This is a genomic window from Thermosyntropha tengcongensis, from assembly GCF_055381335.1.
In genome coordinates this window covers 1670731-1696248 of record NZ_AP042437.1, presented here as the reverse complement: position 1 = coordinate 1696248, position 25518 = coordinate 1670731, and the positions used below count along the sequence as shown (strand labels likewise).

The 25518-nt window shown below is 41.1% G+C and carries 26 protein-coding genes; 23 read left to right on the top strand and 3 right to left on the bottom strand.

Annotated elements, in window-relative coordinates:
* Nucleotides 1–11: 11 nt before the first annotated feature.
* Entirely contained in the window at nucleotides 12–1259 is a 1248-nt protein-coding gene (locus ACZ42E_RS08120; protein ID WP_464891842.1) for an SEC-C metal-binding domain-containing protein, read from the bottom strand.
* A gap of 232 nt (nucleotides 1260–1491) precedes the next feature.
* On the opposite strand from ACZ42E_RS08120, the gene ACZ42E_RS08115 reads away from it, so the two are divergent.
* The 17 genes from ACZ42E_RS08115 (at nucleotide 1492) to ACZ42E_RS08035 (ending at nucleotide 17648) form a co-directional block, all read left to right on the top strand.
* Nucleotides 1492–4146, top strand: a complete 2655-nt coding sequence (locus ACZ42E_RS08115; RefSeq protein WP_464891841.1) for a valine--tRNA ligase — start codon at nucleotides 1492–1494, stop codon at nucleotides 4144–4146.
* Between the two features lie 26 nt (nucleotides 4147–4172).
* The gene (locus ACZ42E_RS08110) at nucleotides 4173–5423 is read left to right on the top strand and encodes a bifunctional folylpolyglutamate synthase/dihydrofolate synthase (RefSeq protein ID WP_464891840.1); all 1251 of its coding nucleotides are present in this window, start codon (nucleotides 4173–4175) and stop codon (nucleotides 5421–5423) included.
* 78 nt (nucleotides 5424–5501) lie between these two features.
* Nucleotides 5502–6134, top strand: coding sequence for a DUF47 domain-containing protein (locus ACZ42E_RS08105; protein WP_464891839.1), 633 nt, complete (start codon nucleotides 5502–5504; stop codon nucleotides 6132–6134).
* Entirely contained in the window at nucleotides 6127–7116 is a 990-nt protein-coding gene (locus ACZ42E_RS08100; RefSeq protein ID WP_464891838.1) for an anion permease, read from the top strand. The genes ACZ42E_RS08105 and ACZ42E_RS08100 overlap by 8 nt, the downstream gene beginning before the upstream one ends.
* A gap of 79 nt (nucleotides 7117–7195) precedes the next feature.
* A complete protein-coding gene (locus ACZ42E_RS08095) occupies nucleotides 7196–7825 on the top strand; it encodes a redox-sensing transcriptional repressor Rex (RefSeq protein ID WP_464891837.1) in 630 nt (209 codons plus the stop codon).
* 129 nt (nucleotides 7826–7954) lie between these two features.
* Entirely contained in the window at nucleotides 7955–8218 is a 264-nt protein-coding gene (locus ACZ42E_RS08090; protein ID WP_464891836.1) for a DUF4321 domain-containing protein, read from the top strand.
* 19 nt (nucleotides 8219–8237) lie between these two features.
* On the top strand, nucleotides 8238–8825 hold the full coding sequence (locus tag ACZ42E_RS08085) for a Maf family protein (RefSeq protein WP_464891835.1): 588 nt from the start codon (nucleotides 8238–8240) through the stop codon (nucleotides 8823–8825).
* Between the two features lie 4 nt (nucleotides 8826–8829).
* Nucleotides 8830–9516, top strand: a complete 687-nt coding sequence (radC, locus tag ACZ42E_RS08080; protein WP_464891834.1) for a RadC family protein — start codon at nucleotides 8830–8832, stop codon at nucleotides 9514–9516.
* Nucleotides 9517–9533: 17 nt separating this feature from the next.
* Nucleotides 9534–10553 carry a rod shape-determining protein gene (locus ACZ42E_RS08075; RefSeq protein WP_464891833.1) on the top strand — a complete coding sequence of 340 codons (1020 nt, stop codon included), beginning with the start codon at nucleotides 9534–9536 and terminating at the stop codon, nucleotides 10551–10553.
* A gap of 119 nt (nucleotides 10554–10672) precedes the next feature.
* The gene (gene mreC / locus ACZ42E_RS08070) at nucleotides 10673–11431 is read left to right on the top strand and encodes a rod shape-determining protein MreC (protein ID WP_464891832.1); all 759 of its coding nucleotides are present in this window, start codon (nucleotides 10673–10675) and stop codon (nucleotides 11429–11431) included.
* A complete protein-coding gene (mreD, locus tag ACZ42E_RS08065; RefSeq protein ID WP_464891831.1) occupies nucleotides 11428–11964 on the top strand; it encodes a rod shape-determining protein MreD in 537 nt (178 codons plus the stop codon). The genes mreC and mreD overlap by 4 nt, the downstream gene beginning before the upstream one ends.
* Complete coding sequence (locus tag ACZ42E_RS08060) at nucleotides 11933–14008, top strand: penicillin-binding protein 2 (RefSeq protein WP_464891830.1); 2076 nt, start codon at nucleotides 11933–11935, stop codon at nucleotides 14006–14008. The genes mreD and ACZ42E_RS08060 overlap by 32 nt, the downstream gene beginning before the upstream one ends.
* Nucleotides 14009–14153: 145 nt before the next feature.
* Nucleotides 14154–14804 (top strand): septum site-determining protein MinC, encoded by a 651-nt coding sequence (gene minC, locus ACZ42E_RS08055; RefSeq protein ID WP_464891829.1) that lies wholly within the window; start codon nucleotides 14154–14156, stop codon nucleotides 14802–14804.
* A gap of 12 nt (nucleotides 14805–14816) precedes the next feature.
* Entirely contained in the window at nucleotides 14817–15614 is a 798-nt protein-coding gene (gene minD / locus ACZ42E_RS08050) for a septum site-determining protein MinD (RefSeq protein WP_464891828.1), read from the top strand.
* An 18-nt stretch (nucleotides 15615–15632) separates the two neighbouring features.
* The gene (gene minE / locus ACZ42E_RS08045; protein WP_464891827.1) at nucleotides 15633–15905 is read left to right on the top strand and encodes a cell division topological specificity factor MinE; all 273 of its coding nucleotides are present in this window, start codon (nucleotides 15633–15635) and stop codon (nucleotides 15903–15905) included.
* A 124-nt stretch (nucleotides 15906–16029) separates the two neighbouring features.
* Nucleotides 16030–17166, top strand: coding sequence for a rod shape-determining protein RodA (gene rodA, locus ACZ42E_RS08040; protein ID WP_464891826.1), 1137 nt, complete (start codon nucleotides 16030–16032; stop codon nucleotides 17164–17166).
* Nucleotides 17167–17186: 20 nt separating this feature from the next.
* Nucleotides 17187–17648 (top strand): YkvA family protein, encoded by a 462-nt coding sequence (locus ACZ42E_RS08035; protein WP_464891825.1) that lies wholly within the window; start codon nucleotides 17187–17189, stop codon nucleotides 17646–17648.
* A 35-nt stretch (nucleotides 17649–17683) separates the two neighbouring features.
* On the opposite strand, the gene ACZ42E_RS08030 is transcribed toward ACZ42E_RS08035, so the two are convergent.
* The gene (locus tag ACZ42E_RS08030) at nucleotides 17684–18667 is read right to left on the bottom strand and encodes an NAD(P)H-dependent flavin oxidoreductase (RefSeq protein WP_464891824.1); all 984 of its coding nucleotides are present in this window, start codon (nucleotides 18665–18667) and stop codon (nucleotides 17684–17686) included.
* Nucleotides 18668–18831: 164 nt separating this feature from the next.
* On the opposite strand from ACZ42E_RS08030, the gene ACZ42E_RS08025 reads away from it, so the two are divergent.
* On the top strand, nucleotides 18832–19404 hold the full coding sequence (locus ACZ42E_RS08025; RefSeq protein ID WP_464891823.1) for a murein hydrolase activator EnvC family protein: 573 nt from the start codon (nucleotides 18832–18834) through the stop codon (nucleotides 19402–19404).
* Nucleotides 19405–20256, top strand: coding sequence for a M50 family metallopeptidase (locus ACZ42E_RS08020; protein WP_464891822.1), 852 nt, complete (start codon nucleotides 19405–19407; stop codon nucleotides 20254–20256).
* An 8-nt stretch (nucleotides 20257–20264) separates the two neighbouring features.
* On the opposite strand, the gene ACZ42E_RS08015 is transcribed toward ACZ42E_RS08020, so the two are convergent.
* On the bottom strand, nucleotides 20265–21806 hold the full coding sequence (locus tag ACZ42E_RS08015; RefSeq protein WP_464891821.1) for a hypothetical protein: 1542 nt from the start codon (nucleotides 21804–21806) through the stop codon (nucleotides 20265–20267).
* 167 nt (nucleotides 21807–21973) lie between these two features.
* On the opposite strand from ACZ42E_RS08015, the gene ACZ42E_RS08010 reads away from it, so the two are divergent.
* The 4 genes from ACZ42E_RS08010 to ACZ42E_RS07995 all read left to right on the top strand — a co-directional run bounded on the left by ACZ42E_RS08010 (nucleotide 21974) and on the right by ACZ42E_RS07995 (nucleotide 25422).
* Complete coding sequence (locus ACZ42E_RS08010) at nucleotides 21974–22198, top strand: MoaD/ThiS family protein (protein ID WP_464891820.1); 225 nt, start codon at nucleotides 21974–21976, stop codon at nucleotides 22196–22198.
* A gap of 2 nt (nucleotides 22199–22200) precedes the next feature.
* A complete protein-coding gene (locus tag ACZ42E_RS08005) occupies nucleotides 22201–22896 on the top strand; it encodes a HesA/MoeB/ThiF family protein (protein WP_464891819.1) in 696 nt (231 codons plus the stop codon).
* A 262-nt stretch (nucleotides 22897–23158) separates the two neighbouring features.
* Nucleotides 23159–23620: a 4Fe-4S dicluster domain-containing protein gene (locus ACZ42E_RS08000; protein ID WP_464891818.1), complete on the top strand. Its 462-nt coding sequence runs from the start codon at nucleotides 23159–23161 to the stop codon at nucleotides 23618–23620.
* Between the two features lie 2 nt (nucleotides 23621–23622).
* The gene (locus tag ACZ42E_RS07995) at nucleotides 23623–25422 is read left to right on the top strand and encodes an aldehyde ferredoxin oxidoreductase family protein (protein ID WP_464891817.1); all 1800 of its coding nucleotides are present in this window, start codon (nucleotides 23623–23625) and stop codon (nucleotides 25420–25422) included.
* Nucleotides 25423–25518 lie beyond the last annotated feature (96 nt).

Below are 25518 nucleotides of genomic sequence, written 5' to 3'. Positions count from 1 at the left end.
ATCCCGGCTTTTTATTTTATTCTCGCTTTCATGTACTGGACTAATTCTTTCTGCGGCTCAGAAGTTATTTTGGAGAAAAATTCCTCCAGCATCTGGATTACCGTTTCCCTGCCTTTTTCTTCTTTCAGGAGTTCCCTCGGGGTTTTGCCTCCTGTTTGTTCATAAGGCATATCCAGCCAGCGCTCGGTTTCGTAATCTTTTATCAGGGTAAACCATATATCTGCTGCTGGAGGAGAAGGAGGCTTGGTAAGGAAAAAGCTGCTTAGGATTTTAAATTCTTTATCAGGCAGGATGTTTTTAACCGTTTCCTGCAGTTTAACCACATCTTCCAGTACATCAGCACAAATAGCTGCATATTCATCACTTACGGCAATCCTTATATAACCACGGTTTTCCTCAACTGGCTTGAACCAGTTTATGCCTGAAGTTTCATGCACAAGCTCATACTGGGGATTTTCATAAAGCTTTGATAAGATAACCTCTTTTTCTCCTTCTAAAATGGGAGTATACCGCATATCGTGCAGATTTATCCAGGTTTTGTGCAGGGCATGGTCAAAGATGCCGTATAATATTTCCCCTTTAAATTTTAAAAGCCAGTTTATATCTTCTTCTTCTATTTCTTTGAGGTATTCCATGTGGTTTATTATAAATTCCCTGGTTTCCGGTTCATTTTTTATAAGTAAAACCATACCAGAAAAAAGGCTGATGTCAGGAAGTTTTAAGAGCCTTCCCAGGAGCAGGTAAGAATCGGGTGATTCTTTTGCTTCCCAGGCTTCTTTAAGCAGGACTTTTTCTTCTTTATTAAGGAATATATCTTTTACTGTCAATGTTCGCTCTTCAGCCTTTATTATTTCATATACCGAAAGATATGACATAACCAGGGCTGATAAGCAGGACTTAAGGTTTTTTTCCATAAAATTCCCGTTTTCATTAAGATAATAGTAGCCTAAAGTATTTCCTTTAGAATCGGTTTTGTCAAACCACAGCCAGTCAGAAAATATAGATTCATTCTGGTTAGGCAAGGTTTTGCTGGTGGTAAAACGTAAAAAAAGCTCTTTAGCTTCGTTTCTTATTTTTTTAAGGCCTGTCTGATAATAATTGTCCAGTTTGGCTTTGGTGGCAAGTATAAGCTGGCTGTAGTGTATAAAAGGATCAGATGAGATCTGGGCAAGCTCTTCCAGCTGTCCGCAGCATTTTTTGTATTTTTTTCCGCTTCCACAAGGACAAGGTTCGTTTCTGCCTATTTTTAGGTTAGCCATTATTTATACCCCCAAGTGATTTTAGTGATTTGACCACTGCTTAAGGTTTAGCTTATCATAATACAGGCAGGATGAACAATGATTAAATTATGTTTATCAAAAGGCATTTTGTTTAATAATTTGATATATACAGAAATGCTTGCCTTGGATAACTTATATTAATTAAAATTTATAAAGTATAGCTTAAAAAATAAAATCAGAAGGTATTTCCTTATTTAGAGGAGGTTTTTGAATGTCAGCTGATAATTTGCTGCCGAGTGTTTATAATCCCGGGAATGTAGAGAAAAAGTGGTATGAATACTGGCGTAATAATGGCTATTTTACTCCTAGCGAAGATCGCAGCAAGAAGCCTTTTTCTATAGTCATGCCTCCCCCCAATGTTACGGGATCACTTCATTTGGGACATGCTCTGGATAATACTTTACAGGATATTCTTGTGCGCTGGCGAAGGATGCAGGGGTATAATACCTTGTGGCTGCCGGGGACTGACCATGCTGGTATTGCAACCCAGGCCAAGGTAGAAGAAGCTTTGGCTAAAGAAGGTTTAAGCAAATATGATCTGGGCAGGGAAAAGTTTCTGGAAAGGGTATGGGAATGGAAGAATCTTTACGGCAGCCGTATAACCAGTCAGCTTTGCCTTTTAGGAGCTTCCTGTGACTGGACGAGAGAACGGTTTACTATGGACGAAGGTTGTTCACGAGCAGTACGGGAAGTTTTTGTTAACCTTTATGAAAAAGGGCTTATTTACCAGGGAGACTACATAATAAACTGGTGCCCGCGCTGCCATACTGCTATTTCTGATATTGAAGTGGAACATGAGGAAACAGCAGGTAATTTATGGTATATAAAGTATCCCGTAGAAGGGGAAGATGAGTATATAGTAGTGGCTACCACCAGGCCAGAAACTATGCTGGGGGATACGGGAGTAGCAGTACATCCTGAAGATGAAAGGTATAAACACTTGATCGGAAAAAGTGTGCGGTTACCCCTTGTAAACAGGGTAATACCGATTTTTGCTGATGAATATGTGGATAAGGAATTTGGAACTGGTGCCGTTAAGGTTACTCCTGCTCATGATCCTAACGATTTTGAAATGGGGCTGAGGCACAACCTGGACCAGATCGTAGTCATGGATAAACATGGAGTAATGAATGAAAATGCTGGGAAATACCAGGGATTGGATCGCAGTGAATGCCGCAAGGCTATTGTAAAAGATCTGGAAGAACAAGGGTATTTATTAAAGGTAGAACCCCACAGCCATGCAGTTGGACACTGCCAGAGATGTGATACGGTAGTTGAGCCTATGGTATCCAAGCAGTGGTTTGTAAGGATGAAACCTCTGGCTGAGCCGGCTATTAAGGCAGTTGTTGATGGACAAATACGTTTTGTACCGGAAAGATTTACTCGTATTTACCTTAACTGGATGGAAAATATAAAAGACTGGTGTATATCAAGGCAGTTGTGGTGGGGACACCGCATTCCGGTTTGGTATTGCCAGGATTGTGGTGAAGTTATCTGCAGCAAAGAAGATCCTGACAGATGTACTAAATGTGGGTCAGATAACCTGAAACAGGATGAAGATGTTCTGGATACCTGGTTTTCCAGTGCTTTATGGCCTTTTTCTACCATGGGTTGGCCTGATGAAACCCCAGATCTGGAATACTTCTTTCCTACTGATGTTTTGGTAACGGGAAGAGATATAATATTCTTCTGGGTAGCCAGGATGATTTTCTCGTCCCTTGAGCATACCGGTAAAATTCCTTTCCGGGATGTAAATATTCACGGGCTTATCCTTGATGCTCAGGGGCGCAAGATGAGCAAGTCTTTAGGAAATGGTATAGATCCTATTGAGGTAATTGAAAAATATGGAGCAGATACCTTGCGCTTCTCTTTAATTACTGGCGTAACTCCCGGTAATGATGTGCGTTTTCACTGGGAAAAAGTTGAAAACACGCGCAATTTTGCCAACAAGATATGGAATGCTTCCCGCTTTGTGCTGATGAACCTTAAAGGGTATGAAAAGATAGAACTTAATTTAGAAGAGATGGGCCTTCCTGACAAATGGATTACTGCAAGGCTTAATCTGACCATAAAAGAGGTAGAAAGGCTTCTGGAACAGTATGATGTAGGGGAAGCAGCCCGTATGCTGTATGACTTCATATGGGATGAATTTTGTGACTGGTATATTGAACTGGCCAAACCCAGGCTCTTTAGGCCCAGAAATAACCGGGAAAAGCTGCTGGTACAAAATGTTCTGGTAGAGGTGTTAACTACTACTTTAAGGCTTTTACATCCTTTTATGCCTTTTATAACCGAGGAGATTTATCAACATTTGCCGGGACATACAGAAACTATCATGCTGGATCCCTGGCCTGAGGCTAAGGAAAATGAAACCCTTTTGGATGCCCTGGAAGAAATGCAGCATATAATGCAGACCATAAGAGGGATAAGAAATATAAGGGCTGAATTTAATGTAAGCCCGGGGGCTAAAATAAAAGCAGTGATACTGGTTAAGGATAAAAATAGGTTATCAGTGTTTACAGAAAATAAACTGTATATAGAAGAGCTTGCTAATTTAAGCGAAGCCGAAATAGTCGAAGAGATGAAGAGTAAACCTGAACAGGCGGCAACCGCGCTTACAGCCTGGGCTGAAATTTATGTTCCTCTGGAGGGGATTATAGATATTGAAAAGGAAATATCCAGGCTAAATAAGGAATTAGCCCAGGTAGAAAGCGAACTTTTAAAGGCGGAAAATAAGCTTAAAAATGAGAACTTCCTTGCTAAAGCCCCGCAGGAAGTAATTGAAAAAGAAAAGAGCAAGGCAGAAGAGGCCAGATTGAAGAAGGAGGGAATTTTACAACGATTAGCAATATTGAAAAACTCATAGAAGAACATTTATACAATCTTACGGCTTTGGGAAGCCAGCCAGGATTGGAACGTATAGAACAGCTGTTGAAAGAGATGGGAAATCCAGAAAAAGATTTGAATTATGTGCATATAGCCGGGACTAACGGAAAAGGTTCGACTTCGCTTATCATCGCTTCAGTTCTTGCTGAAGCAGGATATAGGGTGGGGAGATTTATTTCCCCCCATGTGCACTCTTATCGGGAAAGGTTTACGATTAATGGGCAGGAAATTGATGCTCCCACTTTAAAACGTTATATAGATGAGGTAGAAGAAAAAATAAGGAGCATGACGGAAAAAGGGTTTCCTCATCCTACTGAATTTGAGGTACTTACAGCTATAGCTTTTCAGTACTTTAAAGATGAAAAAGTTGATATAGCTGTTATAGAAGTAGGAATGGGTGGTTTGTATGATTCTACCAATGTTATTACCCCGCTGGTTTCCGTAATAACCAGCATAGGGCTTGACCATGTTGAATTTTTAGGCGGAACCATAGCTGAGGTTGCCTATAATAAGGCAGGTATAATAAAAAATGGGGTTCCGGTAGTGGTAGGAAGGCTTCCCGAGGAAGCTTTTAAAGTGGTGCTCAAGGTAGCTCAGGATAAAGCAGCTTCCATATATGACAGCAGTATGACCTGGGTAGAAAGGGAAGAACAGAATATTTACGGCCAAAAGGTTACTATTGAATTTAATGGCCATGAACTTAGAGGGGTTTCTTTTTCTCTTCTGGGTGATTATCAGCTGGATAATCTGGCTACTGCCTATACAGCCTTGATGATTTTAAAAAGGCAGGGGTTAAAAATAGAAGATGAAGATGTAAGAAAGGCGCTATCTTCCCTTAAAATACCGGCCAGGCTGGAGATAGTAAGCAGAGACCCCCTGGTAATAGTAGATGTAGCTCATAATCCGCATGGTGCCGAGGCTCTTTTAAGTTCACTGAATAATTTGCTTCCCGGTAGGGAAAAAGTGCTGGTATGCGGGATAGTCGATGATAAGGATGCTTATGAAACTTTAAGGTTTTTGGGACAGAACACCATTAAATGTATAGTAACCAGGCCTGAAGGCCCCAGGGGTAATAACTGGACGAGGGCAGCTGATGTTTTAATTTCTTTGTATCCGCAGATGGAAGTATATCAGATAGAAAATATTGAGGAAGCAGTTAAGAAGGGCCTGGCAGTTTTGCCATCCGATGCTTATCTGCTTATAACGGGTTCTTTTTATGTCATAAATCAGGCTAGGCGTGTTTTTATAGACCCTTAGATTGTTAACACATTCTTAACAGCAAGTTAAATTTATTATTGATATAATGTATACAGAAACTATTAAGGGGGCTAAAAAGTGTTTTTTCGCTTAAAGCCGCGTGATGAAAAATTTTTTGTCTACTTTGACCAGATGGCGGATATTTTGTGTGAAGCTTCCAGGATTTTGAAAGAATTTTTATCTGAATATAAAGAACCGGAAAAAAATCTGGAAAAGATGAATGAGGTAGAGGAACGGGGAGACCAAATATTATCAAGGGTTATGAAACAGCTTAACAGCTCATTTGTCACGCCTTTTGACCGGGAAGATATTTTACTTCTGGTAAGAGAGCTTAATAATGTGATTGACCATATACAGGGCACTATGGAAAAGATAGTGATCTACAAAGCTGGAAAACCGAAAGCAGATTATATTTTAAAACTGGCTGCGGTTTTGGAAGAAGCGTCTTTAGAGATCAGAAGTGCGGTTAAAAAGCTCCCTGAAATACGCGAACAGTATAAAGAAATAATAAAATCCTGTGACAAGATAAGAACACTGGAACATGAAGGGGATTACCTGTACCGGGCAGGTATTGCCCTTCTTTTTGAGAAAACGGAAAATGTGGTAGAGGTTATCAAATGGAAAGAAATTTATGAACATCTGGAAAGCAGCCTGGATGATTGTGAAAATGTAAGTAATGTATTAAAGGGAGTAGCAGTGAAATATGTTTAATTTATCGCTTATAGTTTTAGTTGTTTTGCTGGCTCTCGCTTTTGATTATATAAATGGCTTTCATGATACGGCCAATGCTATAGCTACTTCGGTATCTACCAAGGCTTTATCGCCGCGTACAGCCATAATTATGGCTGCTTTTTTAAATTTTTTAGGAGCCTTAAGTGGAACAGCTGTAGCTACCACCATCGGAAAAAATATCGTACCCCCGGAGGTTATTTCACCTCTCGTATTGATTGCCGCTCTTTCAGGGGCTATTTTTTGGAATTTGTTTACCTGGTATTTTGGCATTCCCAGCAGTTCTTCGCATGCCTTAATTGGCGGATTAAGTGGAGCTGCTGCAGCAGCGTTTAGTTTTGATATCATAAACTGGCATGGGTTTGTAAAGATATTTGCAGGACTTATTATTTCCCCAATTATAGGTTTTGTTATGGGAAGTATAATAATGACTGTTTTTTTCTGGCTTTTTAGATGGTCTTCCCCTGCTAAAACCAACAACAAGTTCAGAAAGCTGCAGGTATTGGCGGCAGCTATGGCTTCTTTTGCTCATGGCTCCAATGATGCTCAGAAATCGATGGGAATTATAACTATGGTTTTGTTAGGGGGAGGTTTAATAGAAAGCTTTCTGGTTCCTTTGTGGGTAAAGGTGGCCTGTGCTACCGCTATGGCTATGGGAACAGCGGTGGGAGGCTGGAAGATTATCCGCACTATGGGAGGCAAAATTTTTCGTATTGAACCAATAAATGGTTTTGCTGCTGATTTTACTTCTTCTATAACTATTTACAGTGCTACCCTGCTGGGAGCACCGGTAAGTACCACCCATGTAGTTTCCTCATCAATAATGGGAGTAGGTGCCGCTAAAAGGTTTAAAGGAGTAAGGTGGAATATTGCCCGTCAGATTGTGCTGGCCTGGTTGATAACCATTCCTTCTTCAGGACTGGTAGCTGCTATATTTTACAGGGTTTTAAATATATTAAGCTGAACAGGTGTATAATGTTATAGCTATTTTTTTCACAAAATGTTAAAATGGATTATCAATAGATAAAAGGAGTGGGAGATTTTTGAAGGTCTTCAAAATTCCAGAGGCAACGGTAATGAGGCTTTCGGTTTACTCCCGGTACCTTAATCAATTAGCCAGAGAAGGGGTCGAAACTGTTTCTTCCGGAGATATAGCTAAAGGAACAGGAGTAAGTTCAGCACAAGTAAGGAAAGATTTGGCCTATTTTGGAGAGTTTGGTACTAGAGGAGTAGGTTATAAAGTTGATGAATTATACAATCATCTTATTAAAATATTAGGCCTGGACAGGGATTGGAATGTTATAATTGTGGGAGCTGGGAAACTGGGATCAGCGCTTGCCCTTTATCAAGGTTTTGCCGAAAGAGGTTTTAAGATTACCACTGTGCTGGATGTAGATCCTGATATAATTGGTACCAGGCTGGGAAATATAGAAATAGAACCTTTAGAGCTGCTGGAAGACAGGGTAAGGGAAAAAAATATAACTATAGGGGTAGTTGCAGTACCAGGTTCAGCTGCTCAGGAAGTTACAGACCGGCTGGTTAAAGCAGGGGTAAAAGCAATACTGAATTTTTCTCCCCGGGTTTTAAAAGTGCCGCGGGATGTAGTTTTGCGCAATGTTGATCTATCAGTAAACCTGGAGGTATTAAGTTTCAACCTTGCCTTTAACAGATAAACCGGATTAATGAAATTATAATAGTTAAAAGCTCTCCTTATGAGGGCTTTTACTGTTTTTAAATACCTTGTTTTTACCAGTAAGTAATGCTAAACTTTAGAAAAACATGGTATAAGAGGGGAATGTATAGTGGCCAAATCACGCTCATATCCTGGCTGGCAGGTATTATTGCTGCTGGCTGTTTTGGGTGGAATTGTTGGGGGATGGATAGGGAATGCTATAATAAATTGGGTGCCTGCTTTAAATTTTTTAGGTATGACCCAAAGCCTGGGCATACCAGGTTTTACACTTGATTTACAGGTATTCACTTTTACTTTTGGCTTTGTCCTTAATGTAAATTTTTTTACTCTGCTGGGATTTATTTTAGCCTATATCTTTTATCGCAGACTATAATTGGCTAAGGGGAGATAGTTTGAACAGGATAATACTTGCCTCAGCTTCACCAAGACGCAGTGAACTTTTAAAAAATATAGGATTGCCGTTCATAAAATATCCTGCTCTTACCGATGAACAGATTTTCCCTGATGAAACCCCGGAGGAAGGGGCAAAAAGGCTTGCTTTAGATAAAGCAGAGTATGCAGCCAGAAACTGTAATTGTGATGAAGGCATAATTATTGCTGCTGATACGGTGGTAGTTTTAAATGATAAAGTTTTGGGAAAACCTGTAGATGAAAAAGAGGCTTATGATATGCTAGCTATGTTAAGTGGGAAAAGCCATCAGGTAATAACTGCCGTGTGCCTGAAAAATTTAGCTGACAATAGAACTCTGCTGGAAGCAGAGACTACCAGGGTTTATTTTCGGGTTTTGGAAGAAGGGGAAATACGGAATTATATAAAGACAGGAGAACCCATGGACAAGGCAGGTGCCTATGGAATTCAGGGGTTAGGGGCTTTGTTTGTGGAGAAGATAGAGGGATGCTACTTTAATGTGGTAGGCTTGCCTTTATATCGCCTGTATAATATGTTAAAGGATATGGGGGTTAATATTTTAGGGGGGTAAAGGTTTGGGCGAGTATAATATTGGGATTAAGGATATGCCTGTTGATATGCGCCCCCGGGAAAAAATGCTGGCCAAAGGAGAGAAAAGTTTAAGTGAAGAAGAACTCCTGGCTATAATATTAGGGATGGGGACCAAAAACTTAAGTGCCCTTGATCTGGCAAAACATCTGCTGGTCAAATACCGGGGACTTCGCAATTTAAGAGAAGTAAGCCTTAATGAGCTTACCAGCGAGTATGGGGTAGGGTTAGCTAAAGCAGTTGCTATCAAGGCCGCTTTTGAATTGGGAAGGCGTGCTGCTTTGAGCATTAGTCAGAAGGAGGTTGTAAAATCTCCGGAGGATGTCAAAAATATAGTGATGGAAGAAATGCGGTATTTTGACCGTGAGCATTTTCGAGTTTTGTATCTGGACCGCAAAAATGGAATTATTTTTATGGAAGACATATCGGTAGGCGGACTGCACAGTGCAGTGGTACATCCCCGGGAAGTTTTTAAAAATGCTATAAAGATGAGTGCAGCTGCTGTAATATTGATACATAACCACCCCAGCGGTGATCCTGCCCCCAGCAGGGAAGATATAGAGATTACCAGGCAGCTTATGGAGGCTGGTAAAATACTGGGGATTGAAGTTCTTGACCATATAATAATTGGCGATAACAGATACTGCAGCTTAAAAGCGGAACATTTTATATGATGAAGGAGGAAACAGCTTTGTTTGGAAAAGATATGGGAATAGATTTGGGAACTGCCAATACTCTTGTGCACGTTAAAGGAAAAGGAGTAGTAATAAATGAACCTTCTGTAGTAGCTATCCAGAATGATACCGGAAAAGTGCTGGCAGTAGGCGATGAAGCGAAAAGGATGATAGGGAGGACTCCAGGAAATATTGTAGCCATAAGGCCTATGAAAGATGGGGTTATTGCTGATTTTGATGTAACCCAGGCTATGCTTAAATATTTTATAACCAAAGCCTTAGGGCAAAAAACTCCGCTGGCAAGACCCCGGGTGGTAATAAGCGTTCCTACTGGATGTACCACTGTAGAAGAAAGGGCAGTAAGGGAGGCAGCTCTGCAGGGAGGGGCCAAGGAAGCTTATCTTATAGAAGAGCCTATGGCAGCAGCTATTGGAGCTGGTCTTCCTGTACATGAACCTACAGGAAATCTTATTGTCGATATTGGAGGAGGTACTACGGAAGTAGCAGTTATATCTTTAGGTGGCATTGTAACCTCCAAATCAGTAAGGGTAGCTGGAGACGACATGGATGAAGCCATAATTAACCATTTAAAGAAGAACTATAATCTTTTGATTGGGGAAAGGACGGCAGAAGATATAAAAATCTCCATAGGTTCTGCGCTGTGGGAAGGCCCGGAAGAATTTTATGAAGTAAAGGGCAGGGATTTGGTAACCGGTTTGCCCAAGGTTATTAAAGTGTCCAGTTTGGAAATACAGCAGGCCTTGAAGGAAACTATTGATGCTATTATAGATGGAATAAAGGTATGTTTGGAAAAAACACCTCCTGAACTGGCTTCGGATATTATGGACAGGGGCATAGTTATGGCAGGAGGCGGTTCGCTCTTAAGAGGGCTGGATAAGCTGATAAGTAAAGAAACTAACATGCCAGTCTATGTATGTGAAGATCCATTAAGGGCGGTGGCCAGAGGAACCGGTAAAGTGCTCGAAAATATCGAAGTTTTAAAACGTGTATTAATTTCTCCCAAAAAAACATTTTAGACAGGTGAAGGGCTTTGTTCAGATTTATAAAAAGGAGATATTTTTGGATAATAATTTTTATATTTTTTGTTTCGCTTATTCTAATTAAATGGAGTCCGGACGAACGAGAAGATATAACGGTGGCTGAAAATTTAATTCGTGAAATTTATACCCCGCTTTTTGGCGGGGTTAGTGGCGTTAAGGAAAAAATCTCGCATGTGGGGGTTTTTTTTGAGGATAGGAAAAAATTGCAGCAGACTATTTCTGAACTGGAAGAGGAAAATAAAAAACTTAAGCTGCAGAATCAAGCCTTGCAGGAATATAAAATGGAAGCTGTGCGGCTTAAAAAGATTTTAGGGTTTAAGAATGACAACCTGGAAGTTTACAGTTTGGTAGCTGCCAAAGTTATAGGGAGAAAGCCGAATAACTGGTATCAGGTAATTATTATTGACAAAGGGGAAGCAGACGGGATTACCAAAGATATGCCGGTAATAACTCCCGAAGGGCTGGTGGGAGTGGTAACCAGCACCAGCCTTAATGCATCCTATGTAAGCCTTTTGACGGACAGGTCGGTAGCAGTTGGAGTACTAATCCAGAACACGCGCGAAACTAATGGGATAGTAGAAGGAACCGGGGAAAGCAATATTCTACGCATGACCAATATTCCCTATTATTCAGTTATTAAAAAGAATGATATTATTGTAACCTCAGGTTTGTCTCTTATTTATCCTAAAGGGATAAGAGTTGGCAAGGTGGAGAAAGTATACCGTGATGCAGGAGGTATTTTGCTGTCAGCTGATATAAAACCGGCGGTTGATTTTGATAAATTGGAAGAAGTGCTGGTGGTTACTGATTTTAAACCGGTTATAGAAGAGAAGACTGAGGAGAAGGAAGAATGAGGTATTTTGTTCTTACTATATTACCAGTTATGGCATTATTTTTACAGTCGACATTTTTTGGTTTTTACAGTATAAGTGGTGTTATACCTGATTTAGTTTTGATTCTGGTTGTTTTTTTTGCCTTGTTTAATGGTCCTGTTCAAGGTGCAATTTATGGTTATTTATGCGGTTTGCTGGAAGACTTGTTTTTGGGAAGGCTTATTGGAGTTAATGCCCTCTCCAAGGCTTTGACTGCCTATATTATCGGCCGCTTACAGGGGAATGTTTTTAAAGAAAATTTGCTGGTAGGCGTTCTGGGAGTGCTGCTGGCCACATTTATCAACAGCTTTTTTGTTTTAGTTTTAAGTTTTGCTGCACTGGACGGGTTTCCTTTAGATTTTGATATTTTTAAGATAACAGCTTTCCAGATTGTTTATAATCTTTTTTTGGCAGTCCCTGTTTATGTATGGTATTACAATGCTGCCCATTTTGGAGTGCTGAAACAGGGTGGGGATAGATTCAATGAAATCAGCAAAATTAGAAAAAAGGTTTAAAATATATACTTATGTTATTATTGGGCTTCTGGCCGTATTGAGTATCAGATTGGCTGTACTTCAGCTCTTGCATAATGAGGTTTATCAAACCCAGGCCAAGCAGAACCGTATAAGGATTCTGGCTATAAAACCTCCCCGGGGGGAAATATATGCATTAAAGGGGGAGGTCTTAGCCACCAACAAATTAGTTTATACCCTGACTATATCTGCCCTGGAAGGAAATCAGGAGCCGGTAATTCAAAAGTTGGCGGATATTTTAAAAGATTATTATCCGGAGATAACTGCTGATAAAATTAAGGAAAAGATTAATGAACAGCGCTACCGACTGTATGAACCAGTAGTTATTATGCGGGATATTCCCTGGGATCTGGTAGTAAAAATTGAGGAAAACCGCAGATATTTGAGCGGAGTCGATGTGGATGTCGAACCGCTGCGCAGCTATCCTAATGCTGCTTTAGCTGGCCATGTTTTAGGCTATATTCATTCTATAACCCAGGAAGAGCTCACCGCAGCGGGCGAAGGTGTTTATAATATTAACAGCCTGGTAGGAAAGTCAGGTATAGAAAAGCAGTATGAAAAGTATTTACGGGGAAAATACGGAGCCCGCAGGGTAGAAGTAGATGCTAAGGGGCAGCCGGTAAGAGAACTGGTTACTCTTGAACCGGTGCCTGGCAATAATATATACCTTACTTTGGACATGAATCTGCAGAAAGTAATGGAAAAAAGTATGGATGAAGTGCTAAAAAACCTTCAAAAATCCGGACATCCCAAAGCCAAAGTGGGGGCAGCTGTAGCTATAGATGTAAAAACTGGCGAAATTTTAGCTATGGTAAGCAAGCCGGATTTGAATCCAGATGATTTCAAGGGCAATTTATCACCTGATAAAGCAGCCTATTATTTTCCGCAGGGGCAGGTTTATGATCCCCTGCAGCCCGGCGCAGTTACCAACCGGGCCATACAGGCAGTATATCCTCCAGGATCAACTTTTAAACCTGTGACTGGAATGGCAGCTTTGGAAGCAGGAGTGATGGATCCCTTAAAAGATTATGTCAATTGCCAGGGAAGGTACTGGGTGCCTCCGTATATAAAATGTACAGGGGTTCATGGCAATGTTAGCTATTATAAGGCTCTGGCGGTATCCTGTAATACCTACTTTCAGGAGATGGGACGCCGGGCAGGCAAAGATGAATTGATAAGGGTAGCTTCTGAATTTGGGCTGGGCAAGCCTACAGGCATTGACTTGCCTGGAGAGAAGAGCGGACTTTTACCTACTCCGGAGTGGAAAAGGGAGCTTAACGCTTTGCTTATTGACCGCAAGTATGAACAAAAAAGAAAAGATTTGGAAGAAAAATACAATAACCTGTTGAGAGAGGCCTCTTCCAGGGAAGAAAGAGAACGTTTGCTTAAGAAGAAAGAGGATGAAAAAGCTATACTGGAGGCCCAATATAAAATTGATTACAATTTTAATACCAAGTGGCAGCCTTTTGATACCTTCAATATGTCAATTGGACAGGGCTCCAATAACTATACTGTAATCCAGCTGGCTAATTATGTAGCAGCCATTGCCAATGGCGGGAAACTTATGCAGCCTCATGTAGTAAAAAAGATAGTTACTCCTCAGGGGAAAGTGGTAAAAGAGTTTAAACCAGTGGTGGTAAGAAAAGTAAATGTTAGTCCGGAGACTATTGCGGAAACTAAAAGAGCTATGCTGGAAGTTACCCAGCCGGGAGGAACTGCTTATCATCTTTTTGCTAATTTTCCTCCCGATATCAAAGTAGGGGCTAAAACAGGAACTGCAGAAACAGGAAGAGCAGGTGATAACCGCAAACGTGACTTTCATGGCGTGTTTATTGCTTTTGCACCGGTAGATGATCCGCAGATAGCTTTTGCTGGTATAGTAGAATATGGTTTTAGTGGTGGAGGATCAGCAGGTTATGTAGCCAAAGCAGTTTTTGAACAGTATTTTGGAATAAAAGATTATATTGCTGAGATGGAAGCAAAGAACGAAAATACACAAAAAATGGCAAGCGGCGATCGCGAATAATGGAATAATTTTTGAGTTTATTTATGCCTAAAATAGGGAGATTTAGAATTTATTCTCCCTATTTTTTTATTTTTCTTCAAAGGAAAAAAAAAGAAATAATAGAATTGATAGGTAAAAATATTAATAGTGAATGGAGGGCTATACAGTGTCAGCAGCAGTAAAGGTTTTAGAGGGAGAAAAAGTAATCGACCTTAGCCGGTATGACACTTTTGGGGATATCAAGAACGGGCTTAAGGAGGAGATAAAGAGGAAAAAAAACTTTGTCGTTGGCAGCCAGGTATATGTGTATATAGGTGATAAGAAACTTACACATAAGCAGATACGGGAACTGGAAGATATTTTGCTGGATTATGGCTTGCATTTAAAGGAATTAATGACTAATGGTCCTCCGGAAACTGAAAGTGGCAGCTTGGCGGATAATGAGAGGGAAAAACCTGGCGGATTTCCAGATGATATGCCAGAATACGAAGAAACTGCCCTGATCAGGAGAAACCTGCGTTCCGGGCAAAAATGTTTTGCCAAAGGAAATATAGTAATTTTAGGGGATGTAAATCCGGGAGCAGAAGTTATAGCTGGCGGTAATATTCTGGTGATGGGAGTTTTAAGGGGAATGGCACATGCGGGAGCTTTCGGAGATGAAAAGGCTATTATAGCTGCTTACCGGTTAAGTCCTACGCAGCTTAGGATAGCCAATCATATTACCCGCCCTCCCGATGGAGAGGTAATTATGGTAAATACTCCTGAATTAGCACGTATAAGAGCTGGTAAGGTAGTTATTGAAAAGTTAAAAATATGAGGAGGAAAAAGAATGAAGGGAAAAGTTATTGTTATTACTTCCGGGAAAGGTGGGGTAGGCAAAACAACAACCACCGCCAATATAGGGGCTGCTTTAGCTATGATGAATAAAAAGGTGGTGCTTATTGATACTGATATCGGTCTGCGCAATCTTGATGTGGTAATGGGGCTGGAGAACCGTATAGTATTTGATATTGTTGATGTGGTGAACAATAACTGTAAATTAAGGCAGGCTCTTATTAAAGACAAAAGATTTGAAGGGCTTTATCTTTTGCCGGCGGCGCAGACAAAAGATAAAACAGCGGTAACTCCACATCAGATGAAAAATCTTACCAATGAGCTTAGAGGGGACTTTGATTTTATTCTGGTTGACTGCCCGGCCGGGATAGAGCAGGGTTTCAAAAATGCTATTGCCGGGGCAGATGATGCCATAGTGGTAGCTACTCCTGAAGTTTCTTCTGTAAGGGATGCAGACCGCATTATAGGACTTCTGGAAGCAGCTGGACTTAATAATCCGCGTCTTATAATAAACCGTTTGCGGAGTAAAATGGTTAAGCGGGGAGATATGATGGATATAGGGGATATAATTGAGATTTTGTCCATAGATCTTTTAGGAGTGGTGCCGGAAGATGAAGCTATAGTTATTTCAACTAATAAGGGAGAACCGGCAGTAACTGATAGCAATTCCAAGGCGGGAGCAGCCTATCGGCGTATCGCACGCAGGATAGTGGGAGAAAATGTGCCTATTGAGTCCCTCGACGAAAGTAACTTTATGGAGAGGTTCCGCAGAATGCTTAAATTAGCGAGATAGGTGAGGGAGGGTATGGTTTTGTTAGATATTTTAAGTAAAATATTTAATAAAGACACGGTGGCCAGCAAAGATATTGCGCGTGAAAGGCTGAGATTAGTCCTGGTACATGATAGGGCTTCAGTATCTCCTGATTTTTTGAATGCGCTTAAAGAGGACCTGATAAGGGTTATAAAAGAATATCTTGATATAGATGAAGAGGCCCTTTTGGTTAACCTGGAAAATGAAGAAAATTCAGTGGCTCTGGTTGCCAACATTCCGGTAAGAGGGTTTAAGCGGGCAGTTAATGCTTAAAAAGGAATAAGAAAAGGAGGTTAAAAATTCCTCCTTTTCTTATTTTTTATATACATTTATTGGGTTATAGCTTTACTTTAAGGCTAGCCTCCTGTGATATAATAGGCGTGGGAGGTAATATATAGTGGAACTTAAAAGGCTTAAATTTATAGATAAATCATTTGTTTTTGCCTGGGCTATGCTTATGGCCCTGGGTTTGGTTGTTTTATTCAGTGCTTCCAGCGGGATGTCTTCTGATCCCTATTTTTATGTCAAAAAACAGCTGGCTGCTATTATTGCAGGCTTGATATTAGCTTTTTTTATCATGAGGTATGATTATACACAGTTTTCGCGCTACAGCTGGATTTTGTATGGATTAGCAGTTGTCATGCTGCTTATGGTATTGATTTTAGGTCAAGAAGTGCGGGGAACGACGGGATGGATAAGCATAGGGCCGCTTCCTCCTGTGCAGCCGGCAGAATTTACTAAGGTTTTAGTTATACTGGCTTTTGCTGATTTTATAAATAAAAAAAGAAGCAAACTTGATTCTCTGGAAGGAATAATGCTCTGTCTGCTTTATATAGGCGTACCTTTTGGCCTTATAATGCTGCAGCCTGATCTGGGTACCGGACTTGTATATATTGCTTTTACTCTGGTAATGCTGTTAATAGCAGGAGCCAATCCCCGTATAATATGGTCTCTGGTGATAATATCCCTTGTGGTGGCTTTAATAATGATTTTTATGCATTTTAGATTTGGGACCTGGCTTCCCCTGGAAGATTATCAGATAAAAAGGCTTTTGGCTTTTGTTGATCCATATAATGATGGACAGGGAGGAAGGGGATTTGGCTGGAACACCATCCAGTCTTTGATCGCCATAGGATCAGGAGGTTTAACGGGAAAAGGGCTTTTTAACGGGACCCAGGTGCAGTTAAACTTTTTACCTGAGCATCATACTGATTTTATTTATGCCGTTATCGGGGAAGAGCTAGGTTTTATTGGTGGGGTTTCCGTTATCATCCTTTATGGCATCCTGCTTCTTAGAGCTATTTATATAAGCTACAGTGCACGTGATTTATATGGTACATTAATAGTAGCTGGCATAAGTGCTATGTGGCTCTTTCATGTTTTTGAAAATATAGGGATGTCTATAGGTATTATGCCGATAACCGGGATTCCGCTTCCTTTTTTAAGCTATGGTGGAAGCTCGATTCTTACCAATATAGTGGCGGTAGGCTTAGTTTTAAGTGTCAACCTGAGAGGCAAAAAGATAGTTTTTTAAAAAAATTTTAAGGGGGTAAAATGGTGGATTTTAATCCAGATGATAAACATGAAAAAAATAGTGCTGATGAAAGCTGGCTGAAAGAGGCACTGCTTTTTATCCCTAATTTTATGAAGCTTATGTACCGGCTCATGAAAGATGAAAGAGTGCCTAAAGGGGATAAAATCCTGTTAGGGGCAACGGTAGCTTATGTTTTATCTCCTTTTGACTTTTTGCCTGATGTTATACCTTTTTTAGGAAAATTAGATGATCTTTTGCTTTTAGCCTTAACCACTAAAAGGATTATGGATAGTGTTGATCAGGAAGTACTGCTGTCTTACTGGGATGGAAGTGAAAATCTTCTGCAGATGACAGAGAAGATTATCGATCTGGCGGTAGGCTTTGTTCCTCCTGGTATTTACCGAAAGTTAGTAAAGAAAACCGAATCACCGCAGAATGAGAGAAAAGAGGAATATATCGATGTGGAATATGAAATAAAGTAAAGGACAGGGTTTTTTAATTCCCTGTCCTTTTTTAGTTAGCTAAAACGGGCCAGCTGTTTTTCCAGGGTTTCTTTGGCTTCTTTTACCATGGAGGTTATGAGTTCTTCACAGGTGAGCACTTCTTTAATCATTCCTATCGATTGGCCTACCATAAGAGCGGCATTGTCGACCTCTCCTGTAGCCCAGGCTTCTTTGGCCCTCTGGCCGGAAAGGAGAGGTATGATTTCCATCAGATCACCGCCTCTAGCTTCTATTTCCAGGACCTGTTCGGTAAGCTTGTTTTTAAGTGCTCTTCCCTGCAAGCCAACTGTTTTACATATAAGGGTAGTTTCATATTCTTCGCGCTTGATAAGCTCTTCCCAGATTTTTGGATGTACCGGGCATTCTTTGGTAGCAATAAAGCGGGTGGCCATAAGTACTCCTTCCGCGCCTAAAGCCAGGGCCGCTGCCATTTGTTTGCCGGTAGCAATACCACCGGTTGCTATTACCGGAATATTGACACTTTCCACTATACGGGGGAGCAGTACCATGGTAGTGACATCATCATTGAGGGGATGGCCGCCTTCTTCAATGCCTGCTGCGATTACTGCATCATAGCCGTATCTTTCTATGTTTTTGGCATGGCGTACTGCACCAACTTTATGCATGACTTTTACTCCAGCTTTATGCAGCATATCCAGGTATTTTACAGCAGGTTTTCCTGACACTTCGATAACTTCTACTTTTTCTTCCGCACAAACTTTGAAGAAATCGTCAAATATTTCTTCTGTAAAGCGCATGGAGGGAAGCAGGGTGATGTTTACCCCTATGGGTTTGCTGGTAAGTTCGCGTGCTTTTTGGATAGCCTCCCTGAGTTCTTCTCCGGTGTTGTAATTGCAGGCGGTTATGTTTCCCAATCCTCCCGCATTGGAGATAGCAGCACATAGTTCTGGTGTAGCAAGCCACAGCATTCCTCCACATATAATGGGATATTCGATGCCGAATAACTCAGTTATCCTGGTTTTCATAGTTATTTTCATAAATAGTCCTCCCCTATAAAAAGTATATATTAATTATATATTACAATAGCAAAATATTTAAATCAAAATATTTTTTGCGTTCAGGATAAAAAATAGAAGTAATAAAAAAAGCTGTATTTTTATATTTATGTAAAAAAGTATGTCCTATAAAAGGAGGGGGAGCTGTGTTAGGAAGTTTCAGGCTAAGGATGCTGTTAGCCCTGTTGCTTGCTATACTCACCAGTTTGTCTTTGCAGTCGGAAAAAGGGAGTCATGAAGTGGTAGAACCTGTATTAAGATACATAATGAAAGATTATGGTATAGAGGATAAAATTATTTCTTTATTAAAAGCGGACCGGGAAAAGGATGAGGTTTTGCCTGCCTCTTCTGAAAGCATCAGCTGGCAGAAACCTTGTGATTTTTTATATGTAGAAAAACCTTATGGATGGTACTGGAATGAAAGCAGAAAAAGGCAGGAGTTTTCCACAGGCATAAAATTTAAAGTAAAAAATAATTCACCTATAAAGCCGGTAGCCAAAGGGGTAGTAAGTGAGATAGGAGAAAACGATGAAGGAAGATATTTGATAGTAAAACACGAAGACGGCTTTTTTTCCATCTATGGAGGCATGAAAGAGATTTTGGTGGGAAAAGGGGATAGAGTGGACAAAAACGATATTCTGGGTAAAAGCACTGATTTTTTATATTTAGAGCTGAGAGATGAGGATGGTCCGATAAATCCGGGAAGTATCAGCGAGTAGATGAGAATAGGGCGATTTGGGGAAATAGGCTTAAAAGTCAATCTTTTGGTAATGATATTATGTCTTGTTTATGTACTGATAGGCCTGGAACAGGAAATAATGATGATAGGGGCTGCTGTATTGGTACATGAACTGGGGCATATTTTTGTGGCTAAAGCTATGCAGGTTAAGATACTGGAAGTGGAATTTTTCCCTTTTGGGGGGCAGGCAAAAATAGAAGACTTTACTGGCCTTAAGCCGGATAAGGAGATATATGTTTCTTTAGCCGGGCCAGCAGCCAGTTTGTTTACTGCAGCGGTTTTTTATTTTCTTGCCGATAAAAGCCTTAATTATTTTATAAAAGTTAATCTATTGCTGGCTGCTTTTAACATACTGCCGGCCTTGCCTTTAGATGGAGGCCGTATTTTAAGAGCTTTTTTGTCACGCTTCACAGGTTACAGGAAAGCAACTGATGTTGCTGTCTTTTTAGGAGGATTTTTTGCTTTTTTGCTGGCAGGTTATGGAGGATACAAACTGGTTTTTTTTGATCTAAAAGGCATAAATTATGTATTTATTGGGATCTTTTTGTTTTTAGGGGCCAGCAGGGAAAAATGGCTTTTGAATTATGCTTTTATGCGCTTTCTGGTTAACAAGAAAAAAGAGCTGGCCGCGAAAGGGTTTATGAAAAGCCGCCAGCTGGTAAGCTATCCTGATACAGAAATAAAAAAAATCCTGGTTACCTTAAAGCCGGAAGAATATACCCTGGTAGTAATAGTGGATAGAGAACAGCACATACTGGGTATGTGCGGGGAAGCAGAACTTATTGAGTGCATACTGACCAAGGGGCCAGCTGCCAGGTTGAGCGATTTGTAACAAAATCGCTACAGGTTTTCCTTTATGGCTTTAAGCTTTTGTATCATTGCCTTTTTTTGCTGATGATAAGAGTTTTTTATATTTTTTAGTTCTTCTGCATAGGTATAAAATGCGTCTGTCATATAAGGATGGTTGATAGCAAAAACGAGAAAGGGATAATCTTTTTTGGTTACTATTACTCCTGTTTCGTCTTTAATGGAGATATTCAAGTTAGTGTAGCTGTTATCAGATACCGTGAACAGTTCATAATTATTAAATCTTTCCATAGCCAGAACGATTTCTTCCAGATATTGCTTGTAAGTTTCAGGGCTTAACCTGGCCTCTATTAAGCCTTTTTCTGTAAACAGGGGTATTGTTATTTCTTCCGGATGCTGCCTTTTTTCCAGAAAGAGCATGCTTATGATGTCAGTATGGTTGTTATACATTAAATTATCCATAAAATTATGGTGGATTTTTTGATGCTGTTTTAGAACCTGATTTTTTTCATCCCTATCCAAACTGGAAGCAGCAAGGATTTTATCTAAAAGGCTGGCAGAAATAAGGAATCTGCCGGGTATGGTGTCAAGGGTTGTACTGTCGGCTTTAGCCTGGGTAAATCTAACCTGCAGTTTTATTATGTTTTTTTCTTTGCCGATAGACAATACCTGCATCAGAGGGCGGCACATAGCCAGGAATTTTTCAAATTCTTTTTGCATACATTCTACCAGCCTGGGGTCGGTGGAAAAAATGCGCAGAGCTTGATTTTCAAAGCCTTCCAGGGTGGTAGAGGTTAAAACGGCTGTTTTTTCTGCCACAAAAATAGTGCGATAAAAATGGTAAGGCCGGTAAAGCGGACAGTAATAAGGTTCCACATTGCCGGTCATATATAAGGGAAGCCATAATTCTATGCCGGCAAACATTTCCTGCATATCCCGGCTTATGTTGTGCACCATTTTTACGCGGCAGCTTTTTTTTATAATCTGATAGGATTTGTAAAAAAAGACTTTGAAAAACTCGGGATCGCTTCTAAACCAGTCTATTTTTTCATCACTGTAAAGCCACAGGGTGCCAGGTTCAGTACAAAGGCTTGCAGCTTCCAGAAATTTTAATGCCCCCTCTTTTTGCCCTTCTATTCCGTAAAGGAATTCTGTTTTGCCAGCTGAGATTTCTCCCCATGTTCCGCCGGTATTTTCAGGTAAAGGGAATAGCGAAAAGTTATCTGCGGAAAATGATTCTACTTTTTGTAAAAACTTTTCTACCAGTACCGGATCGGGAAGCCGATCATCCAGCAGCCATTTATGTATAAAAGAGGCTATATCTTTTTCGCCGTCCAGAAAAGAAGGCTGCAGGCCGGTTATTTCTAAAAGCTTGTTTTTTTGTGAGTCGTTTTTAATCTGTTTGGCCACTATCTCGGCTATTTTTTCTATATAACTGCTTTTTTGGGCAGGAAATCTGGTGCCTTTTCGCCAGCGGCTGACCAGAGAAGGGTCAATGGCCAGCGAACGGGCCAGGCGGCTGTTGGATATATTAAATGCGGAAAGCAGGAGGTTTAATTTTTCATGAAAATGCATGTTTTTATCACCTCAAGAAAATTTTAACACAGGGAATAAAGTTTAGGATTAAAAAAGTTAAGGACAAGCTTTTAGCTGCAAACAGGCTTTTGTTATTGATGAAGCAGTGCTAGACTTTTAGTTAAGAGGTTTTTGGGATGGCTATTACAGGGCAGGGAGGTGAAAATATGAGGGTGAAAGTAAAACTTTTTGCCACTTTCCGCAAAGGGCGTTTCAAGGAAGAAGTGTTTGACTATCCGGAGGGCATTAAGGTGCAGGATGTAATTGAAGAACTTAGAATCCCTTTAAAAGAGCTGGGGATAGTTTTTATAAACGGAAAAGATGCTGCTATGGATGCTGAACTTAAAGATGGGGATGTCCTGTCTATTTTCCCTCTGGTAGGAGGCGGTTAGAATTGGATATAAGGGAGATACCTTTACGGTATATGCGCAATATGGAAGCGATAGCCCCTGAAGAACAGAAAAAAATATTCAAGTCTCATGTAGCGGTAGCAGGCTGTGGAGGGCTGGGCGGCTATGTAATTTCTTACCTGGCCAGGATGGGGGTAAAAAGGATTACGGCTTTTGACCCGGATTGTTTTGCAGAACATAACCTTAACCGGCAGCTTTTTTCCGGGATATCTTCTCTGGGAAGGAGCAAAGTCGAAGTTGTCCAAGAAGCGATAAAGGATATTAATCCTGACGTGCAGTTTTACGGGTTTAAAGGCAGGTTTCAGGAATTTCTGGATAAAGAGAAAGGAGACTATACAGTAGTGATTGATGCTCTGGATAATCTGGGGGATCGGCTGGAACTTGCGAGCTGGTGTTCTAAAAAAGGGATTCCCCTGGTTTACGGTATGGTAGGTGGATGGTACGGACAGGTGGGAACGCAGTTTCCGGGCGAAAATACCCTTGATAAGGTTTGCCAGTTGAACATAAGCAAAAAAGGGATAGAAGAAAAAGAGGGGGTTTTGCCATTTGTGCCTCCCCTGATAGCCGCACTTCAGGCAGCAGAAGCGGTAAAGATTATACTGGGACGGGGAGAGCTTTTAAGGAATAGGCTCTTGCTGATTGATCTTCTGGATATGGAAACCGAGATTCTGGAATGGTAAATTTGTGTTATATATATGTAACATTGGTGTCAATATAGTGACAATAATGTGACATATATGTTGCAGAACATGGACGACAGTTACTGGATTTAAGGCACCTCAGGTGCCTTTTTTGCTGGCATAAAATTTGCATTAAATCATATTTTGAAAGATAGGTACGGGAATTAGCTTTTTAAAGAAGGTTTACAAAAAAAGAGCAAGGGAGGGAGTAAACTGGCTTGCTTCAAGGTAAGCCAGGAGAGGTATGGGAAAGAGTCTTTATGTGCAACCAGAAAAGTGTACTGGCTGTCGTACCTGTGAACTAACCTGTTCTTTCCTGCATGTGGGAGAGTTTAATCCTTTGCGCTCCCGGATAAGTGTAGTGAGCTTTGAGAAAGAAGGCTTTTTTTATCCAGCAGTATGCCAGCAGTGCAATCCGGCTCCCTGTATGATGGTATGCCCGGTAGGGGCTATAGTGCACAATGAGTCTACAGGAGCCAGAGAGGTAAACCATGAGGTATGTATCCGCTGCAAGATGTGCATGATAGCCTGTCCGTTCGGCGCAACTTTCTATGATGACAGGGCCAATCAGATTATCAAATGTGATTTGTGTGGAGGAGAACCGGCCTGTGTGAAGATGTGCAAGGGAGAAGCATTGAGTTTTACAGTTTTAAGCCCGGCAGTAAACAGTAAGAAACGGGCAGCAGCAGCCAAGATTAAAGAAGTTTTAGAGGAGGTAAGGTAAAGATGTATGGATGGATGGGGAGAGTTTTACGGGTTAATCTTACCGCAGGCACCATCACTAAGGAAAACCTTAATCCTGAGCTGCTGCACAACTATATAGGGGCACGCGGATTGGGGACCAAAATTTTCTGTGATGAAGTAGACCCGAAAGTGGAACCTTTAAGTGAAGAAAATAAGGTAATCTTTATGACAGGCCCCTTAACTGGTACGCTGGCCAGCTCCGGCAGCCGCTATAATGTAGTTACCAAGGGGGTTTTAAATGGCACCATTGCTGCTTCCAACTCAGGAGGAAGCTTTGGGCCGGAGTTAAAATATGCCGGGTATGATGGCATAATCATCGAAGGAAAGGCTAAAGAACCTGTATATCTGTGGATAAATGATGAACATGTAGAATTGAGAAGTGCATCACATCTCTGGGGGGCTGATGTAGTAACAACTGTTGATACCATAAAGGCAGAAACAGATGAAGAAGCCAAAGTGGCCTGCATAGGGCCAGCAGGTGAAAACCTGGTCAAGTTTGCCTGCATAATGAATGAATATAACCGGGCAGCTGGCCGCTCCGGAGTAGGCGCTGTGCTGGGCTTTAAGCAGCTTAAGGCAATTGCGGTAAGAGGAACGGGCGGTATTAAAGTAGCCGACCGGGCAGGTTTTAAAGAGGCAGCTCTGGATGCAAGGAGAAAACTGAAGGAACATCCGGTAACTGGTGCGGGATTGGCTGCTTACGGTACCAATGTTCTTATAAATATACTGAATGAGCATGGCGGGCTTCCTGTCAAGAATTTCAGCGAAGCTGCGGTATTCCCCAATGCAGAAAAAATCTCAGGAGAATATCAGGCGGAAAAATACCTGGTAAGAAACAAAGGGTGTTTTGGCTGTTCCATAGCTTGTGGACGTGTAACCCGCATCAAGGAAGGACCTTTTAAGAGCTTCGGGGAAGGTCCGGAGTATGAAGCTACTTGGGCTTTTGGTTCTAACCTGGGTATTGATGATTTTGAGGCTATAAGTAAAGCTAATTTCCTATGCAATGAGCTGGGGCTTGATCCCATAACTATGGGTGGGACTCTGGCCTGTGCGGTAGAAATGGTACAAAAAGGTATTATCCCCCGGGATAAGGCAGATTTGAACTGGGGTGATGGAGCTATGCTGGTAGAAATGGTAAGAAAGACAGCTTACCGGGAAGGCTTTGGTGATGAACTGGCAGAAGGCTCTTATCGTCTGGCTGAAAAATATGGGCATCCGGAATTTTCCATGACCGTTAAGAAGCAGGAGCTTCCTGCCTATGATCCGCGGGGGCAGCAGGGTATTGGGCTAGAATATGCTACCTCTAACCGGGGAGGATGCCATGTAAGAGGTTACATGACTTCTCCGGAAGTTTTAGGAGTCCCGGAAAAGGTGGACCCGGATGCTACGGAAGGCAAGCCAGAACTGCTCAAGTTATTCCAGGATTTAACTGCTCTGGTTGATTCCGCAGGGATTTGCCTTTTTGTAACTTTTGGCATTGGGCTCCCTGAAATAGCTGAACAGCTCAGGACTGCTACCGGGCTTAATATAAGCGATGAGGAATATTTAAGAGCAGGTGAACGTATCTGGAATCTGGAGCGACTCTTTAACCTTAAGGCAGGCTTCAGCAAGAAAGATGATACCCTCCCGGAAAGATTGCTTAAGGAGCCTATGAAAGGTGGACCTCATGCTGGAAATGTTGTCAAGCTTGATGTAATGCTTCCCGTTTACTATAAGGTGCGCGGCTGGGATGAAAACGGTGTACCTACCGAAGAAAAACTTAAAGAGCTGGGCTTAGCTTAAGGCAGATTCTTAGCGCTCTTAATAAAAGAAGCCTTTCCTGTTTGAAGGGATTATCTCTTCTGGAAAGGCTTCTTTGTTATGCATTCTCTATTTTTT

Coding starts and splice junctions, on each gene's coding strand:
- ACZ42E_RS08115 (WP_464891841.1), top strand. CDS start 1,492: ATGTCAGCTGATAATTTGCTGCCGAGTGTTTATAATCCCGGGAATGTA.
- ACZ42E_RS08060 (WP_464891830.1), top strand. CDS start 11,933: ATGAAATCAGCAAAATTAGAAAAAAGGTTTAAAATATATACTTATGTT.
- ACZ42E_RS08010 (WP_464891820.1), top strand. CDS start 21,974: ATGAGGGTGAAAGTAAAACTTTTTGCCACTTTCCGCAAAGGGCGTTTC.
- ACZ42E_RS07995 (WP_464891817.1), top strand. CDS start 23,623: ATGTATGGATGGATGGGGAGAGTTTTACGGGTTAATCTTACCGCAGGC.
- ACZ42E_RS08030 (WP_464891824.1), bottom strand. CDS start 18,667: ATGAAAATAACTATGAAAACCAGGATAACTGAGTTATTCGGCATCGAA.
- ACZ42E_RS08020 (WP_464891822.1), top strand. CDS start 19,405: ATGAGAATAGGGCGATTTGGGGAAATAGGCTTAAAAGTCAATCTTTTG.
- ACZ42E_RS08035 (WP_464891825.1), top strand. CDS start 17,187: ATGGTGGATTTTAATCCAGATGATAAACATGAAAAAAATAGTGCTGAT.
- mreD (WP_464891831.1), top strand. CDS start 11,428: ATGAGGTATTTTGTTCTTACTATATTACCAGTTATGGCATTATTTTTA.
- ACZ42E_RS08120 (WP_464891842.1), bottom strand. CDS start 1,259: ATGGCTAACCTAAAAATAGGCAGAAACGAACCTTGTCCTTGTGGAAGC.
- ACZ42E_RS08100 (WP_464891838.1), top strand. CDS start 6,127: ATGTTTAATTTATCGCTTATAGTTTTAGTTGTTTTGCTGGCTCTCGCT.
- minD (WP_464891828.1), top strand. CDS start 14,817: ATGAAGGGAAAAGTTATTGTTATTACTTCCGGGAAAGGTGGGGTAGGC.
- ACZ42E_RS08015 (WP_464891821.1), bottom strand. CDS start 21,806: ATGCATTTTCATGAAAAATTAAACCTCCTGCTTTCCGCATTTAATATA.